The organism is Paraburkholderia agricolaris, assembly GCF_009455635.1.
Lineage (GTDB): Bacteria > Pseudomonadota > Gammaproteobacteria > Burkholderiales > Burkholderiaceae > Paraburkholderia > Paraburkholderia agricolaris.
In genome coordinates this window covers 754,479-776,003 of sequence record NZ_QPER01000001.1, presented here as the reverse complement: position 1 = coordinate 776,003, position 21,525 = coordinate 754,479, and the positions used below count along the sequence as shown (strand labels likewise).

Below are 21,525 nucleotides of genomic sequence, written 5' to 3'. Positions count from 1 at the left end.
ATTGTAATTATGGTTATGAAAACGTAATCTCGACGCCGGCTTGGGGCCCCGTCAAGCCGGTCACCGTCTGGACGCACCCTTTTCGGGTGTGCTACCTTACGCGCACTTGCAACGCCCGCTCCACCTTCCTGCTGAGCCTTCAGCAGAAATCAGCACGAGCCGCCTCCCATGAAGGCGGCTTTTTTGTAGTGGCAGCGGCAAGGCAGAGCGATTCGAGCGAACCGCGGCCCGGCCCGCACCAGCGCAAAGGCACCTCGCGATACGCCACGCAAGCCGCCATGCCCTCACCCTTGTAGCAGCATCGACCATGATCCACGATCCAAACGACGCCGGCCTGCCGGACCAACTCCCGCCGCCTTCCACCGCAACCGAAGGCCAACCGGCCGATACCGATACCGATGTCGGCGCCCCGTCAGAAGAAGCCCTGCACCGGCGCCGCATCCGCAGCTTTGTCACGCGTGCGGGCCGCGTCTCGACCGGCCAGCGCCGCGCGATGGACGAACTTGGCCCGCGTTTCGTCGTGCCCTTCACCCCGCAACAACCCGACTGGAATAACGTGTTCGGCCGCGCCGCGCCGCGTGTGCTGGAAATCGGCTTCGGAATGGGCGCGACCACGGCGGAGATCGCCTCGCACCGTCCCGGCGACGATTTCCTCGGTGTCGAAGTGCACGAGCCGGGCGTCGGTGCGCTGCTGAAGTTGATGGGCGAGCAGACACTGTCGAACATCCGCATCATTCAGCACGATGCGGTCGAAGTGCTCGAGCAGATGATTGCCCCGGACAGCCTCGACGGCGTTCATATCTTCTTCCCGGACCCCTGGCACAAGGCGCGCCACCATAAGCGCCGGCTGATCCAGCCGAAGTTCGTCGCGCTGCTGGTTTCCCGTCTGAAGCCGGGCGCGTATCTGCATTGCGCAACCGACTGGCAAAACTACGCCGAGCAGATGCTCGAAGTACTGGGCGCCGATCCGGCTCTGGAAAACACCGCCGACGGCTACGCACCGCGTCCCGAATATCGTCCGGTAACGAAGTTCGAACGCCGCGGGCTACGGCTGGGACATGGCGTGTGGGATCTGGTGTTCAGAAAGCGCGCCACGGCGTAAAACCACGCGCGATAACTCACCCGCCATAAGAAAAAGGTCCGCGAACGCGGACCTTTTTTCATGCTTCCAAAAACAGCTGAAAGTTCAATCCGCCCAGCTCAATGCACCGCTATAGCCAACCAGCAGGATCAGCAGGCCAAAGCCGATCCGGTACCACGCGAACACGGTGAAGTCGTGCGCGGAGATATAGCGCAGCAGCCAGCGCACGCAGGCGAAGGCGCTGACAAAGGCAGCCACGAAGCCCAGCGCGAAACTGCCCAAGGCGTCGACGGAAAGCAAATGCCAGTCTTTATAGAGTTCGTAAGCCGTCGCGCCGAAGATGATCGGAATCGCAAGGAAGAAGGAAAACTCGGTGGCGACGCGCCGTTCAAGACCAAACAGCATTCCGCCGATGATCGTCGACCCCGAACGCGACATGCCCGGAATCAACGCAAAACATTGAGCGAGCCCGACTTTCAACGCATCGAGCGGACTCAAATCGTCGACGTGCTGAACGCGCGCCGCTGTTTGGCCTCGCGCGCGCTGGCGCGCTTCCGCCCACAGGATCACCACCCCGCCCGCCACCAGCGCGAACGCGACCGGCACCGGCGAAAACAGCGCAGCCTTGATGCTCTTCTCAAACAGCAAGCCGAGCACGACCGCCGGAATCGTCGCGATGATCACGTTCAGCGTGAAGCGCCTGGCGTCGGGCCGGCTGGGCAAACCGGCCACCACGCTGCCGATGCGGCGGCGAAACTCCCAGCACACGGCCAGAATGGCGCCGAGCTGGATCACGACATCGAAGGTTTTCGCGTGGTCATCCGTAAAATTGAGCAGACTGCCCGCGACGATCAGATGACCGGTGCTCGACACCGGCAAAAATTCCGTCAACCCCTCGACGACGCCCAGAATCAGTGCCTTGCAAGCCATTAGCCAGTCCATCCGTGACCCTCATCGCTGTAGATAGTCGGAACGAACAGGGCCCGCACGACGCCCGCGCGACCCTGCCGGCCGCGCGCGACGTCATTTCTCGACGATTTGTACGCGTATGCCGTTTGTAAGGATCGTGATTGTACCGGGTTCGTAGTTCACCCCGGCAAATTGCAACTGTTCGGGTTTGAAGGTGTAGATCGGGTAGTTGGTCAGCAACTGCGTGGCGAGTACGGCCGCCGCCGCGTTGATCTGCTGCGTGTAAGCCTGTGCCTGTCCGCTCACGCTGACGTTGTCGACGTTCGGCGACTTCAGCACGACGGATTTGCTAGCTGCGTCGTAGGCCAGTTCGCTCGACAGCGTGAATACACCATCGACCGGTTGCTGCATGAACGGACTCACGAGCCGTGCGTCGAGCTTCACCGAAACACGGTTCGCGTCCGGCAGGAAGCCGACCACCGGATTGGTCAGCGCGACCTCAAACACCTGCGAAACCGTACGCTGATACGGGAATTTGCGCTGTACCGCGTCCTGCACCTGCTGCTGCGAGAACGTGTAATGCGAGGGGATGAACGGAAAGATCGGCGTCGCGCACGCCGCCAGCGATACGGTGATGCCGAGCGCGCTGCAGCCTGTCAGCGCTGCGAGCAGGAAGCGGCGCCGGGTCGGCGCAGCGGGTTGAGTCATACGGAATCTCCTGTGGAAGCCTTTTCGTGCATGCGCTTGGGTTGAGGCGTACCTGTCCGAACGGATGGAACGGATGGCATGGCGGAATCTCGTTCAGGCGCTAGCGGCGCACCGCCGGCTGAGTTTGCGTTTCCAGCTGGCCGAGCCACGCGAGTGCTTCATGACGGCTCGCGCCGCACATGTCCATCTGCGGCTGCAAACCGGAGCAACACGCCGGCCGCTCCGGCTGACCGAAGATCGCACAACGCAGATCGTCACCGAGTTGCACACAGCGCACGCCCGCCGGTTTGCCATTCGGCATGCCCGGGATCGGGCTTGAAATCGACGGCGCGATACAGCACGCGCCGCAATCGGGGCGGCACGCGTGACCGGTCACGTTGAACGGGGACTCGCGCTTCAGAGCGCGGTTCGACACATCACTCACGACATTCTTCCTGAACTCAAAAACACGCAACACAACATGCAACGCAGCGCCAGACCCGCATTGTGCCATCGCGTCGCGTGCGACCTTTTTACACAATCCGTCCGAGGACCGCCCACGTAAACTCAATGGATACGAAAGGCCACGCTCAAGAGGCGTTTGTGCTGTTCGATCCGGTGCCGAGAACCCCGCCGGCTCGTGCCTCTTCAAGGGTGGCTGCCCAACCCGAGCGCCCCATGACCACCGCCAACCTGCTATTCCGCCCCGACCTGCTCGCCAAGTACAACGCGAATGGCCCACGGTATACGTCCTATCCGACCGCCCTCCAGTTCCGCGACGAGTTCGATCCCGCCGACTATTTACGTGCCGCCGCCGACCCAGGGGCATCGGCCACCGATCTCTCGCTGTACTTCCACATCCCCTTTTGCGACACCGTGTGCTTCTACTGCGGCTGCAACAAGGTCGCCACGAAAAACCGCGCGCACGCGCGTCCTTACGTCGACCGCCTGAAGCGGGAAATGGCACTGCAGGCGGCGTGTTTCGACACGCGGCGCCCCGTGTCGCAATTGCACTGGGGCGGCGGCACGCCCACGTTCCTGTCGCACGAAGAAATGGCGGAACTGATGGCCGCGGCACGCGAGCACTTCACCTTGCTGTCCGATACCGAGGGCGAGGGCGAGTATTCGATCGAAGTCGACCCACGCGAAGCGTCGCCCGAGACCATTGCGCATTTGCGCACGCTGGGCTTTAACCGGCTCAGTCTCGGTGTACAGGATTTCGAGCCGGTGGTGCAGCGGGCGATCAATCGCATTCAACCGCTGGATATGACCGTGTCGGTGATGCAAGCCGCGCGCGCCACGGGCTTCCACTCGATCGGCGTCGATCTGATTTACGGGCTGCCGCATCAAACGGTCGACAGCTTCAGCCGCACGCTCGACACGATGATTGAGCTCGCGCCCGACCGTCTTTCGGTGTTTGCGTACGCGCACATGCCGCAGCTCTTCAAGATGCAACGGCAGATGGATCCGGCCACGCTGCCCTCCCCGGCCATGCGGCTTGCGATCCTGCAACGGGTGGTCGAACGGCTGACGGGCGCGGGCTATGTCTACATCGGCATGGATCATTTCGCGCTGCCCACGGACGAACTCGCACGCGCGCAAGCGCAGCGTACGTTGCATCGGAATTTCCAGGGGTATAGCACGCGCGCGGAATGCGATCTGATTGGCTTCGGCGCGTCGTCGATCGGCAAAGTCGGCGACGTGTACGCGCAGAACGTCAAGGATCGACCCGGCTACGCCGCGGCAATCGATGCCGGCAAGCTCGCAATCACGCGCGGCGTGCGCCTCACGGCGGACGACCGTCTGCGTCGCGACGTGATCACGCAATTGATGTGCAATCTGGAGTTGCGTTTCGATGAAGTCGAAGCTGCGTACGGCATCCGCTTCGCCGATACGTTCGAGCCGGAGCTGGAGCGCCTGCGCGGCTTCGAGCAGGACGGGCTGGTGTCAGTGAGCGGCCACAAGCTCGAAGTGCAGATGGCCGGACGCATGCTCGTGCGCAACATCGCGATGGTGTTCGACCGCTACCTCGGCCAGCAGGCGCTCGAACGGTTTTCACGCACGGTTTGACGGCCGGGCAGCCGAAGAAGGCGGGCGGCTTGCTCGCCATCGATTTTTCGGCCATAATCTGCGTCTTCGCCGCGCGCCAAAGTCTGGTGCGTATGCTGCAAGACCTGCCCAGGTGGTGAAATTGGTAGACGCAGGGGACTCAAAATCCCCCGCCGCAAGGCGTGCCGGTTCGATTCCGGCCCTGGGCACCAAAGAATTTCCATAATCCCGATTGACCGCTGTTCAGCATTATCCTCAAACCCCGCCAGCGCCTGCTGCCTGCGGGGTTTGTTGTTTCTGGCGTCCCGATTGCGCTCCAGAAACATCACGCTGGATAAATCGTGAGCGCACCACAGAATCTAAATCGATCCTCCTGACCGCGCGCTGCACAGAAAACGCAAACGGCGTGAGCGCGCAACATCCGCCGCTCACGCCACCCGCATGCCTTACTGCCCGGCCACCCGCGCACCGCCATGCAGCGCCGCACGCCGGCGCTTGAAGACATAGCCGGCCCACATCACAACGAGCCATGCGGGTACGAGCCACACCGAGACCGAGAGGCCCGGCGTCATGGCCAGAATCACGAGGATCAGCACCATGAAGGCGAGGCAGATCCAGTTGCTGACCGGAAACCATAACGACTTGAACACGAGCGTCTCGCCCGCCGCCACCATCGCCTTGCGCGACTTCAGATGCGTCAGGCTGATCAGCGCCCAGTTCAGCACGAGCGCGGCAACTACCAGCGCCATCAGCAAGCCGAGTGCTTCCGCGGGAATCAGATAGTTGATGATCACGCAGGTGAACGTGGCGAGCGCCGACAACCCGATCGCCATATACGGCACGCCGCGCCGGTCGACCTTCATCAGCGCACGCGGTGCGTTGCCCTGTTCCGCGAGACCGTAGAGCATGCGGCTATTCGCGTACACGCCGCTGTTGTACACCGACAGCGCAGCGGTCAGCACCACCACGTTGAGCACATTCGCGGTTAGCGTCGAGCCGATCTGCGAGAAGATCATGACGAACGGGCTGCCGCCAGCCGCCACCTGATTCCACGGGTACAACGAGAGCAGCACCGCCAGCGAGCAGATGTAGAAAATCAGAATCCGGTAGATCACCTGATTCACGGCCTTCGGAATGCTCCTCTGCGGGTCGGCCGCTTCAGCCGCCGTAATGCCGATCAATTCGAGGCCACCGAACGAGAACATGATGACTGCGAGCATCATGAAGAGACCATGAAAACCGTGCGGGAAAAAGCCGCCGTCGGCCCAGAGATTGGTGATCGAGGCTTGCGGGCCACCGTGCCCGCTGATCAGCAGATAGCCGCCGAACAGGATCATGCCGATCACCGCTACCACCTTGATGATCGCAAACCAGAATTCGGTTTCGCCGTACGCTTTGACGTTGGCGAGATTGATCGCGTTGATAACGACGAAGCACACCAGCGCGGAGACCCATGTGGGCACCCCTGGCCACCAGAAATGCACGTACGTGCCGACCGCGGTCAGTTCGGCCATGCTCACGAGCACGTACAGCACCCAATAGTTCCAGCCGGACAGAAAACCGGGGAAGTCGCCCCAATACTTGTACGCGAAGTGGCTGAACGAACCGGCAACCGGTTCCTGCGCGACCATTTCGCCAAGCTGGCGCATGATCATGAAGGCGATGATGCCGCCGATCGCGTAACCGAGAATCATCGACGGGCCGGCTGCCTTCAACACGCTGGCGGAGCCGAGAAACAAGCCGGTGCCGATTGCCCCGCCCAGCGCGATCAGCTGGATGTGGCGATTCTTAAGCCCGCGCTTCAGGCCGTCTTGCTGCTGTGCACTATTCAAAATTGCGCCCCAGTGTATGGATATCAATCGCCCGATCAGACTTATGGCCTGCCCCGGCAGAACCTGAAATTTTACCGCGACCGATATTCGCTCAATACTGGGGCCAACCCGCGCTTGGTTCTGCGCCGCACTTAACGGCGAGGATAGTGATTGTCACTGGCGAAGCGCTTCGGTATGTTGCCCTAGTCGAGGTCTCAGCCTGCGGAGATTCAACATGTCGCCCAAACGTCTGCTTTGCGCCGCTGTTTTGTGTCTCTGCTTCGCCGGGGCGGCCGCGCTCGCGCAAACCGCCGCGCCTTCGGCAGAACCCGCCGCCGAACCGGCCGACATACCCGGGATGGAGGCGAGCGCACCGGAGGCCCCGGCCCCGCCACCCGCCGCACCAGCCGTGGCCCCCGCAACCCCAACGGTGCCCGCGCCGCCTGTCGGGACCGTCCCCACGCCCGCCGCACCTGCCACACCTGCCACGCGAGGAGCCAACGCTCCCGCACCACCCGCCGCGCCAATGACCGGCCCTGTACACAACGTCGTGCTGGTTCACGGTGCGTTCGTCGATGGATCGAGCTGGAACGGCGTCATCGCGAAGTTGCAGCAGAAGGGATATCACGTGAGTTCGGTGCAGAACCCGCTCACGTCGCTCGCCGACGATGTCGCCGCCACGCGCCGTGTGCTCGCGCGCCAGGACGGTCCAACCATCCTGGTGGGCCACTCATGGGGCGGTGTCGTGATCACGCAAGCCGGGGCGAACGCACCGAACGTCGTGGGTCTCGTCTACGTGGCGGCGATTGCGCCCGACCTGCATGAATCGACCACGGACCTGATGAAGCGCGCGGCGCCGATGCCCGCGGGCCAAAGCATCGTCGCGGACCCGACGGGTTTCCTGTGGCTCGACCGCACGAAATACCATGCCGACTTCGCCGCCGACGTGCCCGAAAATCTCACACGCGTACTGGCCACGGCGCAAGTCCCAATCGCCGCGACCGCGTTCAGTGAAACAGTCAGCCAGGTCGCGTGGAGAGAGAAACCGTCGTGGTACGTGCTGACCACCCGGGACCGCGCGGTGTCGCCCGCCGTCGAAAAATTCATGGCCGACCGGATGGGGGCGAAGATCGTGCCGATCGCATCGAGCCATCTCGTGCCGGTGTCGCACGCGGGGGCTGTGGCGGATGTGATCGATCGCGCCGCGCGCGAGTTGAGCCGGCAACAGTAAGACAGCAAGCCGCGGCCGGCTCCAACGCCCCTTAGCGTAGATTCGTCGCCGCCAGTTCGACCACTTCGTCACCGCGGCCATTGAGCACCGCGCGCAGCATATATAGGCTGAAACCCTTCGCCTGCGCCCACTGAATCTTCGGCGGCAGTGCGAGTTCGTGCTTGGCCGTCACCACATCGATCACCGCGGGCCCGGGGTGCGCGAAGGCCTCGCGCAACGCCGGCTCGATGTTCTCCGACAGTTCGATCCGCGCGCCATAAATGCCCGCGCCGCGCGCAATCGCCGCGAAGTCGGTGGCGGCGAGATCGGTGCCGCTTTCGAGGTACCCGCCGGCCTTCATCTCCATCGCAACGAAGCCGAGCGTGCTGTTGTTGAACACGACCACCTTAATGGGCAGATTCAGTTGACGCGCGGTGAGCAGATCGCCAAGCAGCATCGACAAACCGCCGTCGCCCGATAGCGAAATCACCTGGCGCCCCGGCTCGGCCGCCTGTGCGCCCAGCGCCTGCGGCATCGCATTGGCCATCGAACCGTGATTGAACGAGCCATGCAGACTGCGCTTGCCGTTCATCGTCAGATAACGCGCGGCCCAAAGCGTGGGCGTGCCGACGTCGGCGGCAAATACGGCGTCTTCGTTCGCCACCTTGTCGATGATGCTGGTCAGATATTGCGGATGAATCGCGCGCCCTGGATCGGACGGGCGGGCGAGATCGTCGAGGTCCTTGCGCGTATCGGCGTAGTGCTTGCGGGCGTTCTCGAGAAAGCGCCGATCGGTCTTGCGTTTGATCAGCGGCAGCAGCGCCTGCAAGGTCGCCTTGACGTCGCCGACAAGACCCAGCTTCAATGGCGCGCGCTTGCCGAGCGCGGAGCCGCGCCGATCGATCTGCACCACGTTGCCGTGCGACGGATAAAAGTTGCGATACGGAAAATCGGTGCCGAGCATCACGAGCGTGTCGCACGACATCATCGCGTGATAGCCGGAACTGAAACCGATCAGACCCGTCATGCCGACGTCGAACGGGTTATCCCACTCCACGTATTGTTTGCCGCGTAATGCGTGCACGATGGGCGCACCGAGCTGATCGGCGAAGGCCACCACTTCGTCGTGCGCATCGGCACAGCCGCTGCCGCATAGCAGCGTCACGCCGCCGGCCTGATTGAGCAGATCGGCAAGCCGGTCGAGATCCGCGCCGGAGGGCACCACGCTCGAGCGTTCGAGCGTGCCGGCCCATGCCGGTGTTTCGTCGGGCGCTTCGCTGAGCGCGACATCGCCCGGCAGCACGATCACCGCGACGCCACGTTCCTCGATCGCCGTATGCATCGCGCGCGCCAGCACGCGCGGAAACTGCGACGGGTTCGTCACCAGTTCGACGTAGTGGCTGCATTCCTTGAACAACTCTTGTGGATGCGTTTCCTGGAAGTAACCGAGACCGATCTCCGACGAGGGAATGTGCGCGGCGATGGCAAGCACGGGCTGGTGATTGCGGTGACAGTCGTACAGGCCGTTGATCAGATGCAGATTGCCTGGACCGCAGCTGCCCGCGCAGACGGCGAGCTTGCCCGTGGCGGCGGCTTCGGCGCCGGCGGCGAAGGCCGCGACCTCCTCGTGGCGCGTATGCATCCAGCGAATCGAGCCAAGCCGTTGCAAGCTGTCGGACAGGCCGTTCAGGCTGTCGCCCGTCACGCCCCAAATCCGTTCGACATCTGCTGCCGCCAGGGTTCTGGCCAGATAATCCGCGATAGTCTGCTTACCCATGCTGTGCTCCGCTAAGTGAGAGAGACGGTACCTCTGGAATGCCAGAGCGTACCGCTTCCTCGCGAAACGTGTCACCGCGCCCGCAGCGTTTTATTGAAACGTAAGCTTGGAAATGGCCGAGTTTGCCTGGTATCCCGCGTCATCACACGGCTCAGCGCAGCATGAACGACATGGCCGACAGGCAGTTCAGCATGCGCACCGCATGTTCCGCCGACTCCGCGCCAAAGCGCAACGTGACGGCATCGACGCGCGTGAGTGTCGGCCATTGGCAGAACAGATCGGCAAGCGCGGTGGTCTGCACACGCAACTCGCATTCGACAGGCTTTGCCGCGGCGCGCGTGGCTTGCGGCGCTTGGCCCTTGCCGATGTGATGCCTCACCACTTCGCGCGCGGCGTTTTCAATCGCATCACGGGCGCTCGCCGGCGTCTGCGTCACACCGCTCGCATGCCCCGTCGCGCTTTTGGTAATCACGAAACGCGCGCCCGGAAAGCGCGGTGCGGTTTCCTCGGCGAATACATCGTCGCCGGATAAAAGTGCGACCTGTGCACCATATTCTTCCGCCAGCGCGCCATACAATCCAGCCTCGCCGACTTCGACACCGTTCAGCGAGACACGCGCGAACGCGAAGCTATTGATCGTATGCGAAAGAATGCCGCGCGTTTGCGAGCGGGCGTGATAGCCGATCATGAACACCAGCGCCGCGCCGTACTCGAGGCCCGCCATCATGCCAAGCGTACGCGGTTTGCCGAGCACCACCTGCGCGCGCGCATCGAGTAGATCGGGCAGCAGATTGCGGAAACCGCCATGCGAATCGTTGACCCACACGTGGGTCGCGCCGCCTGCGAACGCACCTTCGATCGCGGCGTTGGCTTCGAGCGTCATCCAGCGGCGCGCAGCTTCGTATTCGCCGTTACCCGCGCGCGTTTGCTCGGGGTGGAACACGCCGGCCACACCTTCGATGTCGGCGGAAATCAGGACTTTCATCAGCGAGGTTCAGTTGAGGAGTTGAGCAAGGTCCGGGGCAGTGTCGTGCAGCGACAGGCGACGATGGCTGTCGCGACCCGTGACCGAAGTCGCGCTCCATAGCGCATCGACGATCGCCTGCTCGACACTGTCCGCGCAGGCACGGAATAGCGGATCGAGGCGTGCATCGGCAAGCACGGGCGGCAGCGTGACGAAATCGGATTCGTGCGGCACGGTGTAGGCCGTTGAAAACGCCAGCGCAATATCGCCGCTGCCGTGGCCATATACCGAACCGGTTCGGGCAAGACCCGCTGCGGCGCGCAATGACAGACGCTTGAGCTGGCGGGCGTCGAGCGGCGCGTCGGTGGCGGCGATCATGATGATCGAGCCTTGCTCGGGTTTCGAGGTGGCTCTGGTTGCGCGTTCGGCGAGTACGCGGCCAAGCGGCGTGCCGTCGATCGTCAACATCGGCAGGCGGCCAAAGTTGGCCAACACCAGCGCGCCGACCGTATAACGCTGACCTGCTACGTCGACGGTACGCGACGCGTTGCCGATTCCACCTTTCAGGTCGAAGCACGACATGCCGCGGCCCGCGCCGACCGAACCGCTTGCGACGTTCGTGGTCGCCGCTTCATAGGCGTCGTTGTAATGCTGCTCGCTTACCGCCAAAGCCTGAATATCGTTCAGGTATCCGTCATTGCATTCGAACACCAGCGGATTGACGGTCGACCACTCGCGTCCGATTTGTGGATTGGCATGAATGGCAGCGCGAATCTGCGCTTGCGCGAGCGCAGCAACACCAAAGGTATTGGTCAACGCAATCGGCGTCTCCAGCACGCCAAGTTCTTCAACCTGAACGAGCCCGATGCTTTTGCCAAAACCGTTGATCACCGAAGCAGCCGCGGGCACCTTCGCGAGAAAAGGATCGCCAGGGTGTGGGCGAATCACGGTGACGCCGGTTTGCACCGCTCCGTCATCGAGCGTGCAATGTCCGACCGTCACGCCCTTCACATCGGCAATCGATCCAAGCGGACCGCGCTGCAGCACACCGATATGCGGCGCGCCTTCGCGTGAAGCTTCAGTCGAACTCATGGGCGGTCAAGCTTCGGATCGAGCGCATCGCGCAAACCGTCGCCGAGCAGATTGAATGCCAGCACGGTGAGAAAAATCGCGAGGCTCGGAAACAGCGCGATATGCGGCGCGGTCACCATATCGGCACGCGCCTCGTTAAGCATCGCGCCCCACTCCGGCGTCGGCGGTTGCGCGCCGAGTCCGAGAAACGACAAGCTCGCCGCCGTGATGATCGAGGTACCGATGCGCATTGTGAAGTACACCACGATCGACGAAATCGTCCCCGGCAGAATATGCCGCACGATGATGGTCCAGTCCGATGCGCCGATGCTGCGCGCTGCTTCGATATACGTAAGTTGCTTGAGCATCAGCGTGTTGCCGCGCACGAGCCGCGCAAACGCCGGGATGCTGAAAATCGCCACCGCGCAGATCACATTGATCATGCCGTTGCCGAGAATCGCGACCACGCCGATCGCCAGCAGAATGCCAGGAAACGCGAACAGCACATCGGCGACGCGCATGGTGATGCGGTCCCACCAGCCTTCGTAGTAACCGGCCAGCAAACCGAAAAACGTGCCGATCACCGCGCCGATCGCCACCGACAGAAAACCGGCCGCGAGCGAGATGCGTGAACCCGCCAGAATGCGGCTGAAAATATCGCGGCCCAGTGAATCGACGCCGAACCAGTGCGCGGCGGACGGCCCTGCGTTCAACGCGTCGTAGTCGAAGAAATTCTCCGGATCGTACGGCACGATATGCGGCGCGACAATCGCGACCACGATCAGCAGCAGCACGAAAATGCCGGCGGCGAGCGCCACATGCTGCTTACGGAATTTGCGCCAGAATTCACTCCACGGCGTGCGGATCGCGCTTTCTACAAGAGCGGCCTTGGCCGCATTCGCCTCGGTAGCTGAGATGCTCATGCGGGCCTCACTTGAAACGGATAGTCGGGTTGATGACGGCGTACAGCACGTCCACAACCAGGTTGATGATGATGAATTCAAGCGAGAACAACAGCACTTCAGCCTGAATCACCGGATAGTCGCGCATCGTGACGGAGTCCACCAGCAGGCGTCCAAGGCCCGGCCAGTTGAACACCACTTCGACCACGATCGAACCGCCCAGCAGAAAACCGAATTGCAGCCCCATCATCGTGACAACGGGAATCATCGCATTGCGCAGGCAGTGTTTGATAATCACGAGACGTTCGGGCACCCCTTTCGCGCGGGCGGTCCGCACGAAATCCTCGTTCATCACTTCGACGAACGAAGCTCGCGTGAAGCGCGCCATGACCGCAGCCACTGCGGCGCCGAGCGTGAGCGACGGCAGTACGTAACTCTTCCACGAACCGTCGCCGACGATCGGCAGCCAGCCCAGTCCTACCGAAAAGATTTCCATCAACAGCATGCCCAGGGCGAAGGCGGGAAACGAAATACCCGACACGGCCAGCGTCATGCCGAGCCGGTCCGGCCAGCGATTGCGCCACACCGCCGAGACGATGCCGATGCCCATACCGAGCACCACGGCCCACACCATGCTGGTCAATGTCAGCAGCAGCGTCGGCATGAAGCGTTCGCCGATTTCCTGACTGACCGGCCGCTTGCTGCGTGTGGACGTGCCGAAGTCGCCGTGCGCCAGCTTGACGAAGAAATTGGCGAATTGCTCCGGCATCGGTTTGTCGAGGCCCAGGTCGGCCCGCACGAGCGCAACGGTGGCTTCGTCGGCTTCGGGACCAGCCGCAAGCCGCGCGGGATCACCCGGCAACAGATGCACGAACAGAAAAACCAGCACCGCGACGATGAAGAGCGTCGGCACCAGCCCAAAGAGACGTTTGACAAGGAAGTTCAGCATGAAACCCAATCCGGCAATGATGCGGGCAACGAAGGATCGTGTGCAACGATGACAGCGACAAAAACAGAACCTTCCCGCCCGGCCGGCGCATTCCAGAGGAAAGAGCTGGGCCGGGCAGCAGGTCCTTACTTGACCGCGATCTCGTCGAAATTGAACGAACCGTCCGGCGCCACATAAGCACCCGACAGACGCTTGCTACGCGCGTAGACGATCTTCTCCTTGACGAGGAAAATCCACGGCGCGTCGGCCCAGATGCGCTTTTGCGCGTCCGTATAGAGCGCAGTCTTCTGTGCACGGTCCGTGGTTTGGAGCGCCTTCGTCAGATCGCTATCGACCGCGTCGTTCTTGTAGTACGCGGTATTCATCAACTTCGGCGGCATCGACGCGGAAGCGAGTAGCGGCGACAGCGCCCAATTCGCTTCGCCCGTCGACGCCGACCAGCCGATGTAGTACATCCGCACGGGCGCAGTCGCCGGGTTTTGCGCGCTCTCTACCCTCGCCACGGCCTGGCCTGCTTCGAGCGCTTCGACCTGTGCCTTGATACCGACTTGCGACAGTTGTTGCTGCACGAACTGGATCACCTTCTGCGCGGTCGAGTAGTTATACGCAGACCACAGCGTGGTTTCAAAGCCGTTCGGATAACCCGCCTCCTTCAGCAGCTCACGCGCTTTGGCCGGGTCGTACGGCCAGGGGCCGAGCTTCACCGCGTAGTCGACGCCTTGCGGCACCACACCGTCAGCCGGCGTCGCATAACCGGCGAACGCGACCTTGGTCAGCGCATCCTTGTTGATCGCGTAGTTAAGCGCTTCGCGCACCTTCGGGTTGTCGAATGGCTTTTGGTTGACGTTCAGGCTGATGTAGCGCTGGATGATCGAGGGCGACGCGATCAGATCGACCTTCGGGCTCGACTGCAATTGCGCGGCCTGTTCGAACGGCACCTGGAACGCGAAGTCCGCTTCGCCGGTACGCATCAACGCCGCGCGCGTATTGTTGTCGACCACCGGCTTCCAGTCGATCGCATCGACCTTCGGATAGCCCGTCTTCCAGTAACCGGTGAATTTCTTCACCGTCAGATCACCAGCCGGATCCCACTTCACGAGTTCGAACGGACCCGTGCCAACCGGGTGGAAAGCGATGTCTTTCCCGTATTTTTTCAGCGCGGCGGGCGAAATCATCACCGCCGAAGGATGCGCCAACACGTTGATGAAGGCCGAGAACGGCGCCTTCAACGTGATTTTCACCGTGTACGGGTCGACCACCTCGGTTTTCGCGATCTGGTTGAACATGTTGTAACGCTTCAACTTGTTCGCCGGATCGGTCACGCGATCGAAGTTCGCTTTCACTGCCGCGGCGTTGAAGTCGGTACCGTCCTGGAATTTCACGCCATGACGCAGCTTGAACGTGTAGACCGTCGCATCCGGGCTCGCTTCGTAGCTGTCGGCCAGCACGTTGACCAGTTTCATGTCCTTGTCGAAACCGAACAGGCCTTGATAGAACGACTTGGAGACGGCTTGCGACAGCGTGTCGTTGGCATCGTACGGATCCAGCGTCGTGAAGTTCGACGCGACCGCCATCACGACGCTGGTGTCAGCGTGCGCCACATTGCCCGCGAGCATCGCGAACACCACCGCGCCGCCGCTGACCAGCGCGCGCAAACGAAACGGAGAAGACGGGACCAGCAGGTTCATGAGGTTGCTCCAGGCTGCGAAATGAAACAGGGTTATGTGCTGCGAGAGAAAATTGCTTCGGTTCAGGTCTGGTACTGCGTTCGGGTTTCTTGTTCAGGCCTAGTAAGCCCCGCCGACCCGATGCTGCGCCACGAAATGATCCGGTCCCACCGCCACCAGCGGCGCCACGACGGGTTCATCGTTCAGCGCGCGAATCGGGCTCGGAATCTCGTCGGCGGCAAGCATGCGTTTCGCGTGACGGCGCGCCGGATCGGCAACCGGCACCGCGCCCATCAGCTTCTTCGTATACGGATGCTGCGGCGCTTCGAACACCGCGCGGCGTGGACCGATCTCGACGATCTGGCCGAGATACATCACCGCCACGCGATGGCTGACACGCTCAACCACCGCCATGTCATGCGAAATGAACAGATACGCGACGCCGAGTTCGCGTTGCAGATCGAGCATCAGGTTGACGATCTGCGCCTGCACGGAGACATCCAGCGCGGACACGGATTCGTCGGCGATCACGACCTTCGGGTTCAATGCGAGAGCGCGCGCAATCGCAATGCGTTGCCGTTGCCCACCTGAAAACTCGTGCGGATAGCGGCGCGCGGCTTCGCGCGGCAAGCCGACCTTGTCGAGCAGCCAGGCAACGCGCGCCTGCGCTTCCTCACCTTGAGCCACGCCATGCACAAGCAGCGGCTCCATGATCGAGAAGCCGACCGTCAGGCGCGGATTCAGTGAAGCGAACGGGTCCTGGAAAATGAACTGGATATCGCGGCGCAGCGCTTGCAACGCGGGACCGGTCAGCGAACTGATCTCTTTGCCGTCGAATTCGATCGACCCGCTCTGACTTTCGACCAGACGCAGCAATGAACGGCCTGTGGTCGATTTACCGCAACCCGACTCGCCGACCAGCGCGAGCGTCTCGCCCGGACGCAGATCGAAGCTGACTTTCTCGACCGCATGCACGCGCCCCGTCAGGCGTCCGAACATGCCGCTCTTGACCGGAAAGCGCGTGACCAGATCACGCACGCGCAGAATCGGCGGCGTGCTGTCGTGGATCACCGGTTGCGATTCTTCGGCGACGGCCGCAGCGGGACGCACGGCTTCATCGGTGCCAATCAGGGCCGCCTGCTCGATGGTCAGAATCGGGAACCTGGCGGGATGATCGGTGCCCTCCATCGCGCCCAGTCGCGGAACCGCGGCGAGCAAAGCCTTCGTATAAGGATGAGAAGGCGCGGCGAACAGCGTGTCCGATGCCCCCTCTTCCACTTTCTCGCCGCGATACATCACCAGCACGCGATCGGCCACCTCTGCCACCACACCCATGTCGTGCGTGATGAAGATCACGCCCATGTCCATCTCGTCCTGCAAGCCGCGAATCAATTGCAGAATCTGCGCCTGAATCGTGACGTCGAGCGCGGTGGTCGGTTCGTCGGCAATCAGCAATGCGGGCTTGCACGACAGCGCCATCGCGATCATCACGCGCTGGCGCATACCACCCGACAGTTGATGCGGAAAACGTGCCGCCACCCGGCGTGCTTCCGGAATCCGGACGAGTTCGAGCAGGCGCAGCGTTTCAGCGTGCGCGGCCGAACGGCTCTTGCCCTGATGCAAGGCAATCGCTTCGCTGATCTGATCGCCAACCGTGAACACCGGATTGAGCGAGGTCATCGGCTCCTGGAAGATCATCGCGATGTCGGCGCCGCGAATCGAGCGCATCGTGCCGGACGACGCTTTCGCAAGGTCGAGCACGCTGCCGTCGCGGCGCCGGAAAGCGATGCTGCCGCCGGCAAGGCGCCCACCGCCATGCTCGATCAGCCGCATCAATGCAAGCGATGTCACCGATTTTCCCGAACCCGATTCACCGACGATCGCCAGCGTCTCGCCGCGCTCGACAGTCAGCGAAAGATTGCGCACCGCGTTGAAGGTCTTCTCGCCGCTGCGAAATGCGACCGACAGATCGTCGACCGCAAGCACGCGTTGCGGCGGCAGGGTTTCAATAAGCGGACGGGCGGTGTGCGATGAAGTCGGCACGATGGTTCCTTTTGTTTCGAACGCGGCTAACGATGGCTCAGGCAAAAAACTCAAACGGGAGTGCAACAGAACAGCAACAGCATTAGCGATAGATCGCCGTCACCGGCGTCTCGCCGATTCGCGCGAAACCGCGATACATGCCCTCGGTATTGAACGGCAGCGTGACGTTGCCGCGCGCATCGACGGCGACCAGACCGCCGCGACCGTCGATCTTCGGCAAGCGGGTCATCACCACGTCGTGCGCCGCCTCTTCAAGCGAGACGTTGCGGTACGCCATCTGCGCCGCGACGTCGTACGCGGCGACCATGCGCATGAACATCTCGCCAGAGCCGGTGGTCGAGACCGCGCAGGTGGCGTCGTCGGCATAGCAGCCCGCGCCGATCAGCGGCGTATCGCCGACCCGCCCAACCTGCTTGTTGGTGACGCCGCCCGTCGAAGTGGCAGCCGCCACGTGGCCATGCTGATCGAGCGCAACCGCCCCGACCGTGCCGAACTTGCGGTTCGGATCGATCGGCTCATGCGGCGTGGGATCGTCATTGTTCGAGGCCAGCGTCGCGCCGTCGTGGTCGAGCATGGCGCGCGCCTGGCCGCGTGCGAGTTGCCATTGGCGATGGCGGGCTTCGGTATGGAAATACTCGGGCTCGACGAATTCGAGTCCTTGCGCGGCCGCGAAAGCTTCCGCGCCGGCGCCGGTGAACAGAACGTGTTCACTGCGTTCGAGTACGCGGCGCGCCGCCAGAATCGGATTGCGTATGCGCGTCACGCAGCAGATCGCGCCGGCGTCGAGTGTGCTGCCGTCCATGATGGCCGCGTCGAGTTCATGCGTGCCGGCTGCCGTGTAAACCGCGCCGCGGCCCGCGTTGAAGAGCGGGCAATCTTCGAGCAGACGCACGGCTTCGCTGACAGCGTCGAGCGCGCTGCCGCCGTCGGCGAGCACGCGCTGGCCGGCGCTCAGCACGGCATGCAAGGCGGCGTGGTAGTCGGCTTCGGCGCTGGCCGACATCGACGCGCGCAGGATCGTGCCTGCCCCGCCGTGAATGGCAATGACTGCGTTGGAGTTCATTTCTTGGCTTTCGTAGTGCGGGTGGTACGGGTAGAAATACGCGCGGGGTTCTCAGCCGCGCTGGAAGGCTCGGCTTGCGGATCGGTCAGCCAGGGCAACACAAATTCGCTGACACCCGCGGCGGCTTTGACCGAGCGCTGGGCGCGATAGGCAACCGCGTCGCAGAGTGCTTCGATCACGGCCAGCACAGCGGAATCGGCATTGGCCGCGAGCCGCCGTTCAGAACGGATGTAGAGCTTGAGATCGGCAAATTGCGCGAGCGGTGAGCGCGGACTATCGGTAAGCGCAAGCACGCGTGCGCCGCGACTTGCCGCTCGCCGGGCGAGTTCGATGGTGTCGTCGACATAACGCGGAAACGCAATGCCGATCACCAGATCGGCGCTGTCCGCAGTGAACAGGCGCCGTGCGGCATGCGACGGTCCGCCGATCAACGCGAGGGACTGCACGTTGTCGTGATACGGCATCAGGCCGTGTTCCATCAAACCGGCGAGAAACGCGCTGGCCCCGTAGCCGAGCACGAATACCCGGCGCGCGGCGATGATCGCTTCGACCGCTGCTTCGGCGGCGGCGCTATCGATCGCGGTGCGGGTGGAATGAAGATTGGCCGCCGCCTGCTCAAGCAATGCATCGAGCAGAGCGTCGCCGGAGGCGAGCGATTCCTGCGCGCTACGCAGCCGCTCGACCGGTGCAAGCGTCGCTTCGAAGCCGCGTACCAGCGCTTCGCGAAACTGCGGATAGCCGTCGAAGCCGAGCGCGCGAGCAAAGCGATTCGCCGTCGCCACCGATGCGCCGACCACGCTCGCCAGTTCGTCGATTCGCATCGTCGCCGCGCGGAACAGATTCGCCAGCACGTACTCGCCCATGCGCCGATGGATCGGCGTGAGGGTCGGCATCGCTGCGGCGATGCGTGAAGCGATCGCCTGTTCGGCAAGGTTGGAAGCAGCGGACGAGTGATGAATCATGCGAGCGAGCCGACCGCTGCGATGCGGCGACTGTAATCAAAATGAATGAAAGTATATTTACATAGAAATCGTCCAGAAAAAAATTCATTTTCATTTTCGAGGGTTTTCACGGAGGACGCGCGTCGCTCGCGGCCACGTGGCCACGCACCACGGCCTTCCAATGAAAACCAGTTTTCATGGCGCGACCGCAGCGCCCTCGGGAATATTCGCTAGCCGCGCTGCCGGCGACATGACGATAATCAGCGCCTGCACGAGGAAGGCCGCCGCAGCCGCGACCAGACAGGCATCCACTCCCCAGCGCGCGCTGATCGCCGCACCGAGCAATGCGCCCAGCGGCCGCGCACCGAAAGTCGCGGTGCTGTTGAGCGCCGACACGCGGCCCATCATCCGTTCAGGTGTGATCGCCTGACGCAGCGTGGTCGAGCCGACCACCCACAGAATCGGTCCGGCACCGAGCAGGAAGAAGCTCAGCATCGCCAGCCAGAACGACGGCGCGACGATCGTCGCCACCATCACCAGCGAGGCGAGCAAACCGCATGACGGCCCGATGGTCAGCACGCGTCCAAACGCGAGGCGTCGCGCGATGGCCGGTGCGGCGAGTGCGCCGCACACCATACCGACGCCGTACGCGCCGAGCGTCACGCCGACCATCGACGCGCTCAATCCAAGGCGATGCACGGCATACGGCACATACACCGCTTGCAGCACGAAGAAGCCGAGATTAAAGAAGATCGCGGTGGCCAGCATTGGGCGCAGCAGCGCGTCGTGCAAAACGAAGCGCGTACCGTCGCGCAGTTCGAGCAGGAAGTGGCGCTGGGAAGCGCTTGCTCGCGGCGGTTCGCGCAAGCCCGCGAGCAGCGCGACGGCCAGCGCCGATAGCCCGGCCGCGCAGCCATACGCCCAGCCCGCGCCGATCCAGCCGACCAGCAGCCCGCCAAGCGCCGGCCCCGCCGAATACGCGACGCTGCGCGCCAGTTCGAGCCGGCCGTTCGCCTGGGCGTACGCCTCGCGCGGCACGATCGAGGGCACCAGCGAAGGCGCCGCGACGTTGTACGCCACCGTGCCGGTCGCGGCAATGAAGCCGAGCGCGGCAAGCAGCGGCAAGCTCAGCGAGTGCGTCATCACCAGCAGCAGCACGCACAGCATGGCGACCACGCGTACGCTCTCCGCGAGCGTCATCAAGGTGCGGCGCGAGCGGCGGTCGGCCCACACGCCGAGCGGAATCGACAACAACAGGAACGGCAGCGTCTGCGCGGTTTGCAACAGGCCGGTCTCGCGCGCGCCGGCGCCCAGTGCGAACACGGCGACGAGCGGTGCGGCGGCGAGGCTGATCTGTTCGGCGGATTGCGCGACCAGATTCGACCATGCAAGCCGCTGGAATGCGGCCGGCAAACGAATCGCGGATGAAGACGGCGAAGATGACGTGGCGGACATCGATGAACTCCTGCGCTTGAACGTTGGGAGACCATCGTCGCCGCTATGGAGTTGCGCGGCGCTCCGCTTCTTGCGGTGTTATTCTTCGCTCGCCATGAATCTCGAAAGCATCCTCTTCACTCAAGGTTTCGGCTCGCGCCGCCAATGCCGGGCGTTGATCGGCGACGGCCGCGTGAGTATCGGCGGCTCAGTGTGCGCCGATGCCGACACCGATTTCCCCACCCACGACGGCACGTTCTGCTTTAGCGTGGACGGCGCCGTCTGGCCGTATCGCGAGCACGCCTATCTGCTGCTGAACAAGCCCGCTGGCTATGAATGTTCGCGCGATCCGCAGCATCATCTGAGCGTGTTCAGCCTGCTGCCGCCGCAGTTCGCCGAACGTGGCGTGCAATGCGTGGGCCGCCTCGATCAGGACACCACCGGCCTCCTGCTGCTCTCCGACGACGGCAAGTTCGTTCACATGTTCACGTCGCCGAAACGCAAAGTGCCGAAGCTGTACATCGCAACCACCCGGCACCCTATCGACGACACCCAGCTGGGCGCGTTGCGCAACGGTGTCCTGCTGCACGGCGAGCCCAAACCGATCGCCGCCGTCGACGCCCAGGCGCGCGGCGAGCACGCGCTGGCCCTCACCGTGATGGAAGGCAAGTATCACCAGGTCAAGCGGATGATCGCGGCAGCCGGCAACCGCTGCGAGGCACTGCATCGCGAGCGGATCGGCGGGCTCACCTTGCCTGCGACACTCGCACAAGGCGCGTGGCAATGGCTCGATGAAACCGACCTCGGATCTCTACGGAGCGGGTAAACCGGTAGGGCCCTTTTAAGGCCTTGATGCATCAGGAGAATCGTGTGCGCGCCCGCGCACGGCCCTGGAGAATCCTGATTACTCGCTGCGGCGCAGCATGTTCTTCCTTACAACTCGCCCTATACTCGTTTAAACAACGAC

Annotated in this window: 18 protein-coding genes and 1 tRNA gene; 5 read left to right on the top strand and 14 right to left on the bottom strand. The window is 63.1% G+C overall.

The window, feature by feature from the left end; translation table 11 throughout:
- Positions 1-307: 307 nt before the first annotated feature.
- A complete protein-coding gene (trmB, locus tag GH665_RS03465; RefSeq protein WP_153134674.1) occupies positions 308-1,102 on the top strand; it encodes a tRNA (guanosine(46)-N7)-methyltransferase TrmB in 795 nt (264 codons plus the stop codon).
- An 84-nt stretch (positions 1,103-1,186) separates the two neighbouring features.
- Here trmB and GH665_RS03460 read toward each other — a convergent pair whose 3' ends face one another.
- From GH665_RS03460 to GH665_RS03450, 3 genes are all read right to left on the bottom strand, one after another.
- On the bottom strand, positions 1,187-2,023 hold the full coding sequence (locus tag GH665_RS03460) for an undecaprenyl-diphosphate phosphatase (protein WP_153134673.1): 837 nt from the start codon (positions 2,021-2,023) through the stop codon (positions 1,187-1,189).
- An 81-nt stretch (positions 2,024-2,104) separates the two neighbouring features.
- Positions 2,105-2,698 (bottom strand): DUF1439 domain-containing protein, encoded by a 594-nt coding sequence (locus tag GH665_RS03455; RefSeq protein ID WP_153134672.1) that lies wholly within the window; start codon positions 2,696-2,698, stop codon positions 2,105-2,107.
- Positions 2,699-2,798: 100 nt separating this feature from the next.
- Positions 2,799-3,122, bottom strand: a complete 324-nt coding sequence (locus GH665_RS03450; RefSeq protein WP_153134671.1) for a YkgJ family cysteine cluster protein — start codon at positions 3,120-3,122, stop codon at positions 2,799-2,801.
- A gap of 233 nt (positions 3,123-3,355) precedes the next feature.
- On the opposite strand from GH665_RS03450, the gene hemN reads away from it, so the two are divergent.
- Positions 3,356-4,747 (top strand): oxygen-independent coproporphyrinogen III oxidase, encoded by a 1,392-nt coding sequence (gene hemN / locus GH665_RS03445; RefSeq protein ID WP_153134670.1) that lies wholly within the window; start codon positions 3,356-3,358, stop codon positions 4,745-4,747.
- 106 nt (positions 4,748-4,853) lie between these two features.
- A tRNA-Leu gene (locus GH665_RS03440) sits at positions 4,854-4,938 on the top strand.
- A 234-nt stretch (positions 4,939-5,172) separates the two neighbouring features.
- On the opposite strand, the gene GH665_RS03435 is transcribed toward GH665_RS03440, so the two are convergent.
- Positions 5,173-6,558, bottom strand: a complete 1,386-nt coding sequence (locus GH665_RS03435) for an amino acid permease (RefSeq protein ID WP_153134669.1) — start codon at positions 6,556-6,558, stop codon at positions 5,173-5,175.
- 214 nt (positions 6,559-6,772) lie between these two features.
- Here GH665_RS03435 and GH665_RS03430 point away from each other — a divergent pair, with 214 nt between their 5' ends.
- Entirely contained in the window at positions 6,773-7,768 is a 996-nt protein-coding gene (locus tag GH665_RS03430; protein ID WP_153134668.1) for an alpha/beta fold hydrolase, read from the top strand.
- Positions 7,769-7,799: 31 nt separating this feature from the next.
- On the opposite strand, the gene poxB is transcribed toward GH665_RS03430, so the two are convergent.
- The 10 genes from poxB to GH665_RS03380 form a co-directional block, all read right to left on the bottom strand.
- Positions 7,800-9,524 carry a ubiquinone-dependent pyruvate dehydrogenase gene (gene poxB / locus GH665_RS03425; RefSeq protein ID WP_153134667.1) on the bottom strand — a complete coding sequence of 575 codons (1,725 nt, stop codon included), beginning with the start codon at positions 9,522-9,524 and terminating at the stop codon, positions 7,800-7,802.
- Positions 9,525-9,675: 151 nt separating this feature from the next.
- On the bottom strand, positions 9,676-10,509 hold the full coding sequence (locus GH665_RS03420) for a M55 family metallopeptidase (RefSeq protein WP_153134666.1): 834 nt from the start codon (positions 10,507-10,509) through the stop codon (positions 9,676-9,678).
- Between the two features lie 9 nt (positions 10,510-10,518).
- Complete coding sequence (locus GH665_RS03415) at positions 10,519-11,580, bottom strand: DmpA family aminopeptidase (RefSeq protein WP_153134665.1); 1,062 nt, start codon at positions 11,578-11,580, stop codon at positions 10,519-10,521.
- Positions 11,577-12,482, bottom strand: coding sequence for a glutathione ABC transporter permease GsiD (gene gsiD, locus GH665_RS03410; protein ID WP_035519911.1), 906 nt, complete (start codon positions 12,480-12,482; stop codon positions 11,577-11,579). The genes GH665_RS03415 and gsiD overlap by 4 nt, the downstream gene beginning before the upstream one ends.
- 7 nt (positions 12,483-12,489) lie before the next feature.
- Positions 12,490-13,410, bottom strand: a complete 921-nt coding sequence (gene gsiC / locus GH665_RS03405; RefSeq protein ID WP_153134664.1) for a glutathione ABC transporter permease GsiC — start codon at positions 13,408-13,410, stop codon at positions 12,490-12,492.
- A 125-nt stretch (positions 13,411-13,535) separates the two neighbouring features.
- Positions 13,536-15,098, bottom strand: coding sequence for a glutathione ABC transporter substrate-binding protein GsiB (gsiB, locus tag GH665_RS03400; protein WP_153134663.1), 1,563 nt, complete (start codon positions 15,096-15,098; stop codon positions 13,536-13,538).
- A gap of 99 nt (positions 15,099-15,197) precedes the next feature.
- Positions 15,198-17,120 carry a dipeptide ABC transporter ATP-binding protein gene (locus GH665_RS03395; protein WP_153134662.1) on the bottom strand — a complete coding sequence of 641 codons (1,923 nt, stop codon included), beginning with the start codon at positions 17,118-17,120 and terminating at the stop codon, positions 15,198-15,200.
- A gap of 82 nt (positions 17,121-17,202) precedes the next feature.
- Positions 17,203-18,183: an isoaspartyl peptidase/L-asparaginase family protein gene (locus GH665_RS03390; protein ID WP_153134661.1), complete on the bottom strand. Its 981-nt coding sequence runs from the start codon at positions 18,181-18,183 to the stop codon at positions 17,203-17,205.
- On the bottom strand, positions 18,180-19,145 hold the full coding sequence (locus GH665_RS03385; protein WP_153134660.1) for a MurR/RpiR family transcriptional regulator: 966 nt from the start codon (positions 19,143-19,145) through the stop codon (positions 18,180-18,182). Before GH665_RS03385 ends, GH665_RS03390 begins: the two co-directional genes overlap by 4 nt.
- Before the next feature lie 174 nt (positions 19,146-19,319).
- The gene (locus GH665_RS03380; RefSeq protein WP_153134659.1) at positions 19,320-20,579 is read right to left on the bottom strand and encodes an MFS transporter; all 1,260 of its coding nucleotides are present in this window, start codon (positions 20,577-20,579) and stop codon (positions 19,320-19,322) included.
- Between the two features lie 94 nt (positions 20,580-20,673).
- Here GH665_RS03380 and GH665_RS03375 point away from each other — a divergent pair, with 94 nt between their 5' ends.
- On the top strand, positions 20,674-21,384 hold the full coding sequence (locus GH665_RS03375) for a pseudouridine synthase (protein ID WP_153134658.1): 711 nt from the start codon (positions 20,674-20,676) through the stop codon (positions 21,382-21,384).
- Positions 21,385-21,525: the final 141 nt, after the last annotated feature.

What these genes read in the sequence shown, in the direction of transcription:
- GH665_RS03420 (WP_153134666.1), bottom strand. Translation starts at nt 10,509, where the DNA reads ATGAAAGTCCTGATTTCCGCCGACATCGAAGGTGTGGCCGGCGTGTTC.
- gsiD (WP_035519911.1), bottom strand. Translation starts at nt 12,482, where the DNA reads ATGAGCATCTCAGCTACCGAGGCGAATGCGGCCAAGGCCGCTCTTGTA.
- GH665_RS03415 (WP_153134665.1), bottom strand. Translation starts at nt 11,580, where the DNA reads ATGAGTTCGACTGAAGCTTCACGCGAAGGCGCGCCGCATATCGGTGTG.
- gsiC (WP_153134664.1), bottom strand. Translation starts at nt 13,410, where the DNA reads ATGCTGAACTTCCTTGTCAAACGTCTCTTTGGGCTGGTGCCGACGCTC.
- GH665_RS03375 (WP_153134658.1), top strand. Translation starts at nt 20,674, where the DNA reads ATGAATCTCGAAAGCATCCTCTTCACTCAAGGTTTCGGCTCGCGCCGC.
- GH665_RS03430 (WP_153134668.1), top strand. Translation starts at nt 6,773, where the DNA reads ATGTCGCCCAAACGTCTGCTTTGCGCCGCTGTTTTGTGTCTCTGCTTC.
- gsiB (WP_153134663.1), bottom strand. Translation starts at nt 15,098, where the DNA reads ATGAACCTGCTGGTCCCGTCTTCTCCGTTTCGTTTGCGCGCGCTGGTC.
- GH665_RS03385 (WP_153134660.1), bottom strand. Translation starts at nt 19,145, where the DNA reads ATGATTCATCACTCGTCCGCTGCTTCCAACCTTGCCGAACAGGCGATC.
- poxB (WP_153134667.1), bottom strand. Translation starts at nt 9,524, where the DNA reads ATGGGTAAGCAGACTATCGCGGATTATCTGGCCAGAACCCTGGCGGCA.
- GH665_RS03455 (WP_153134672.1), bottom strand. Translation starts at nt 2,698, where the DNA reads ATGACTCAACCCGCTGCGCCGACCCGGCGCCGCTTCCTGCTCGCAGCG.
- GH665_RS03390 (WP_153134661.1), bottom strand. Translation starts at nt 18,183, where the DNA reads ATGAACTCCAACGCAGTCATTGCCATTCACGGCGGGGCAGGCACGATC.
- hemN (WP_153134670.1), top strand. Translation starts at nt 3,356, where the DNA reads ATGACCACCGCCAACCTGCTATTCCGCCCCGACCTGCTCGCCAAGTAC.
- trmB (WP_153134674.1), top strand. Translation starts at nt 308, where the DNA reads ATGATCCACGATCCAAACGACGCCGGCCTGCCGGACCAACTCCCGCCG.
- GH665_RS03460 (WP_153134673.1), bottom strand. Translation starts at nt 2,023, where the DNA reads ATGGACTGGCTAATGGCTTGCAAGGCACTGATTCTGGGCGTCGTCGAG.
- GH665_RS03380 (WP_153134659.1), bottom strand. Translation starts at nt 20,579, where the DNA reads ATGTCCGCCACGTCATCTTCGCCGTCTTCATCCGCGATTCGTTTGCCG.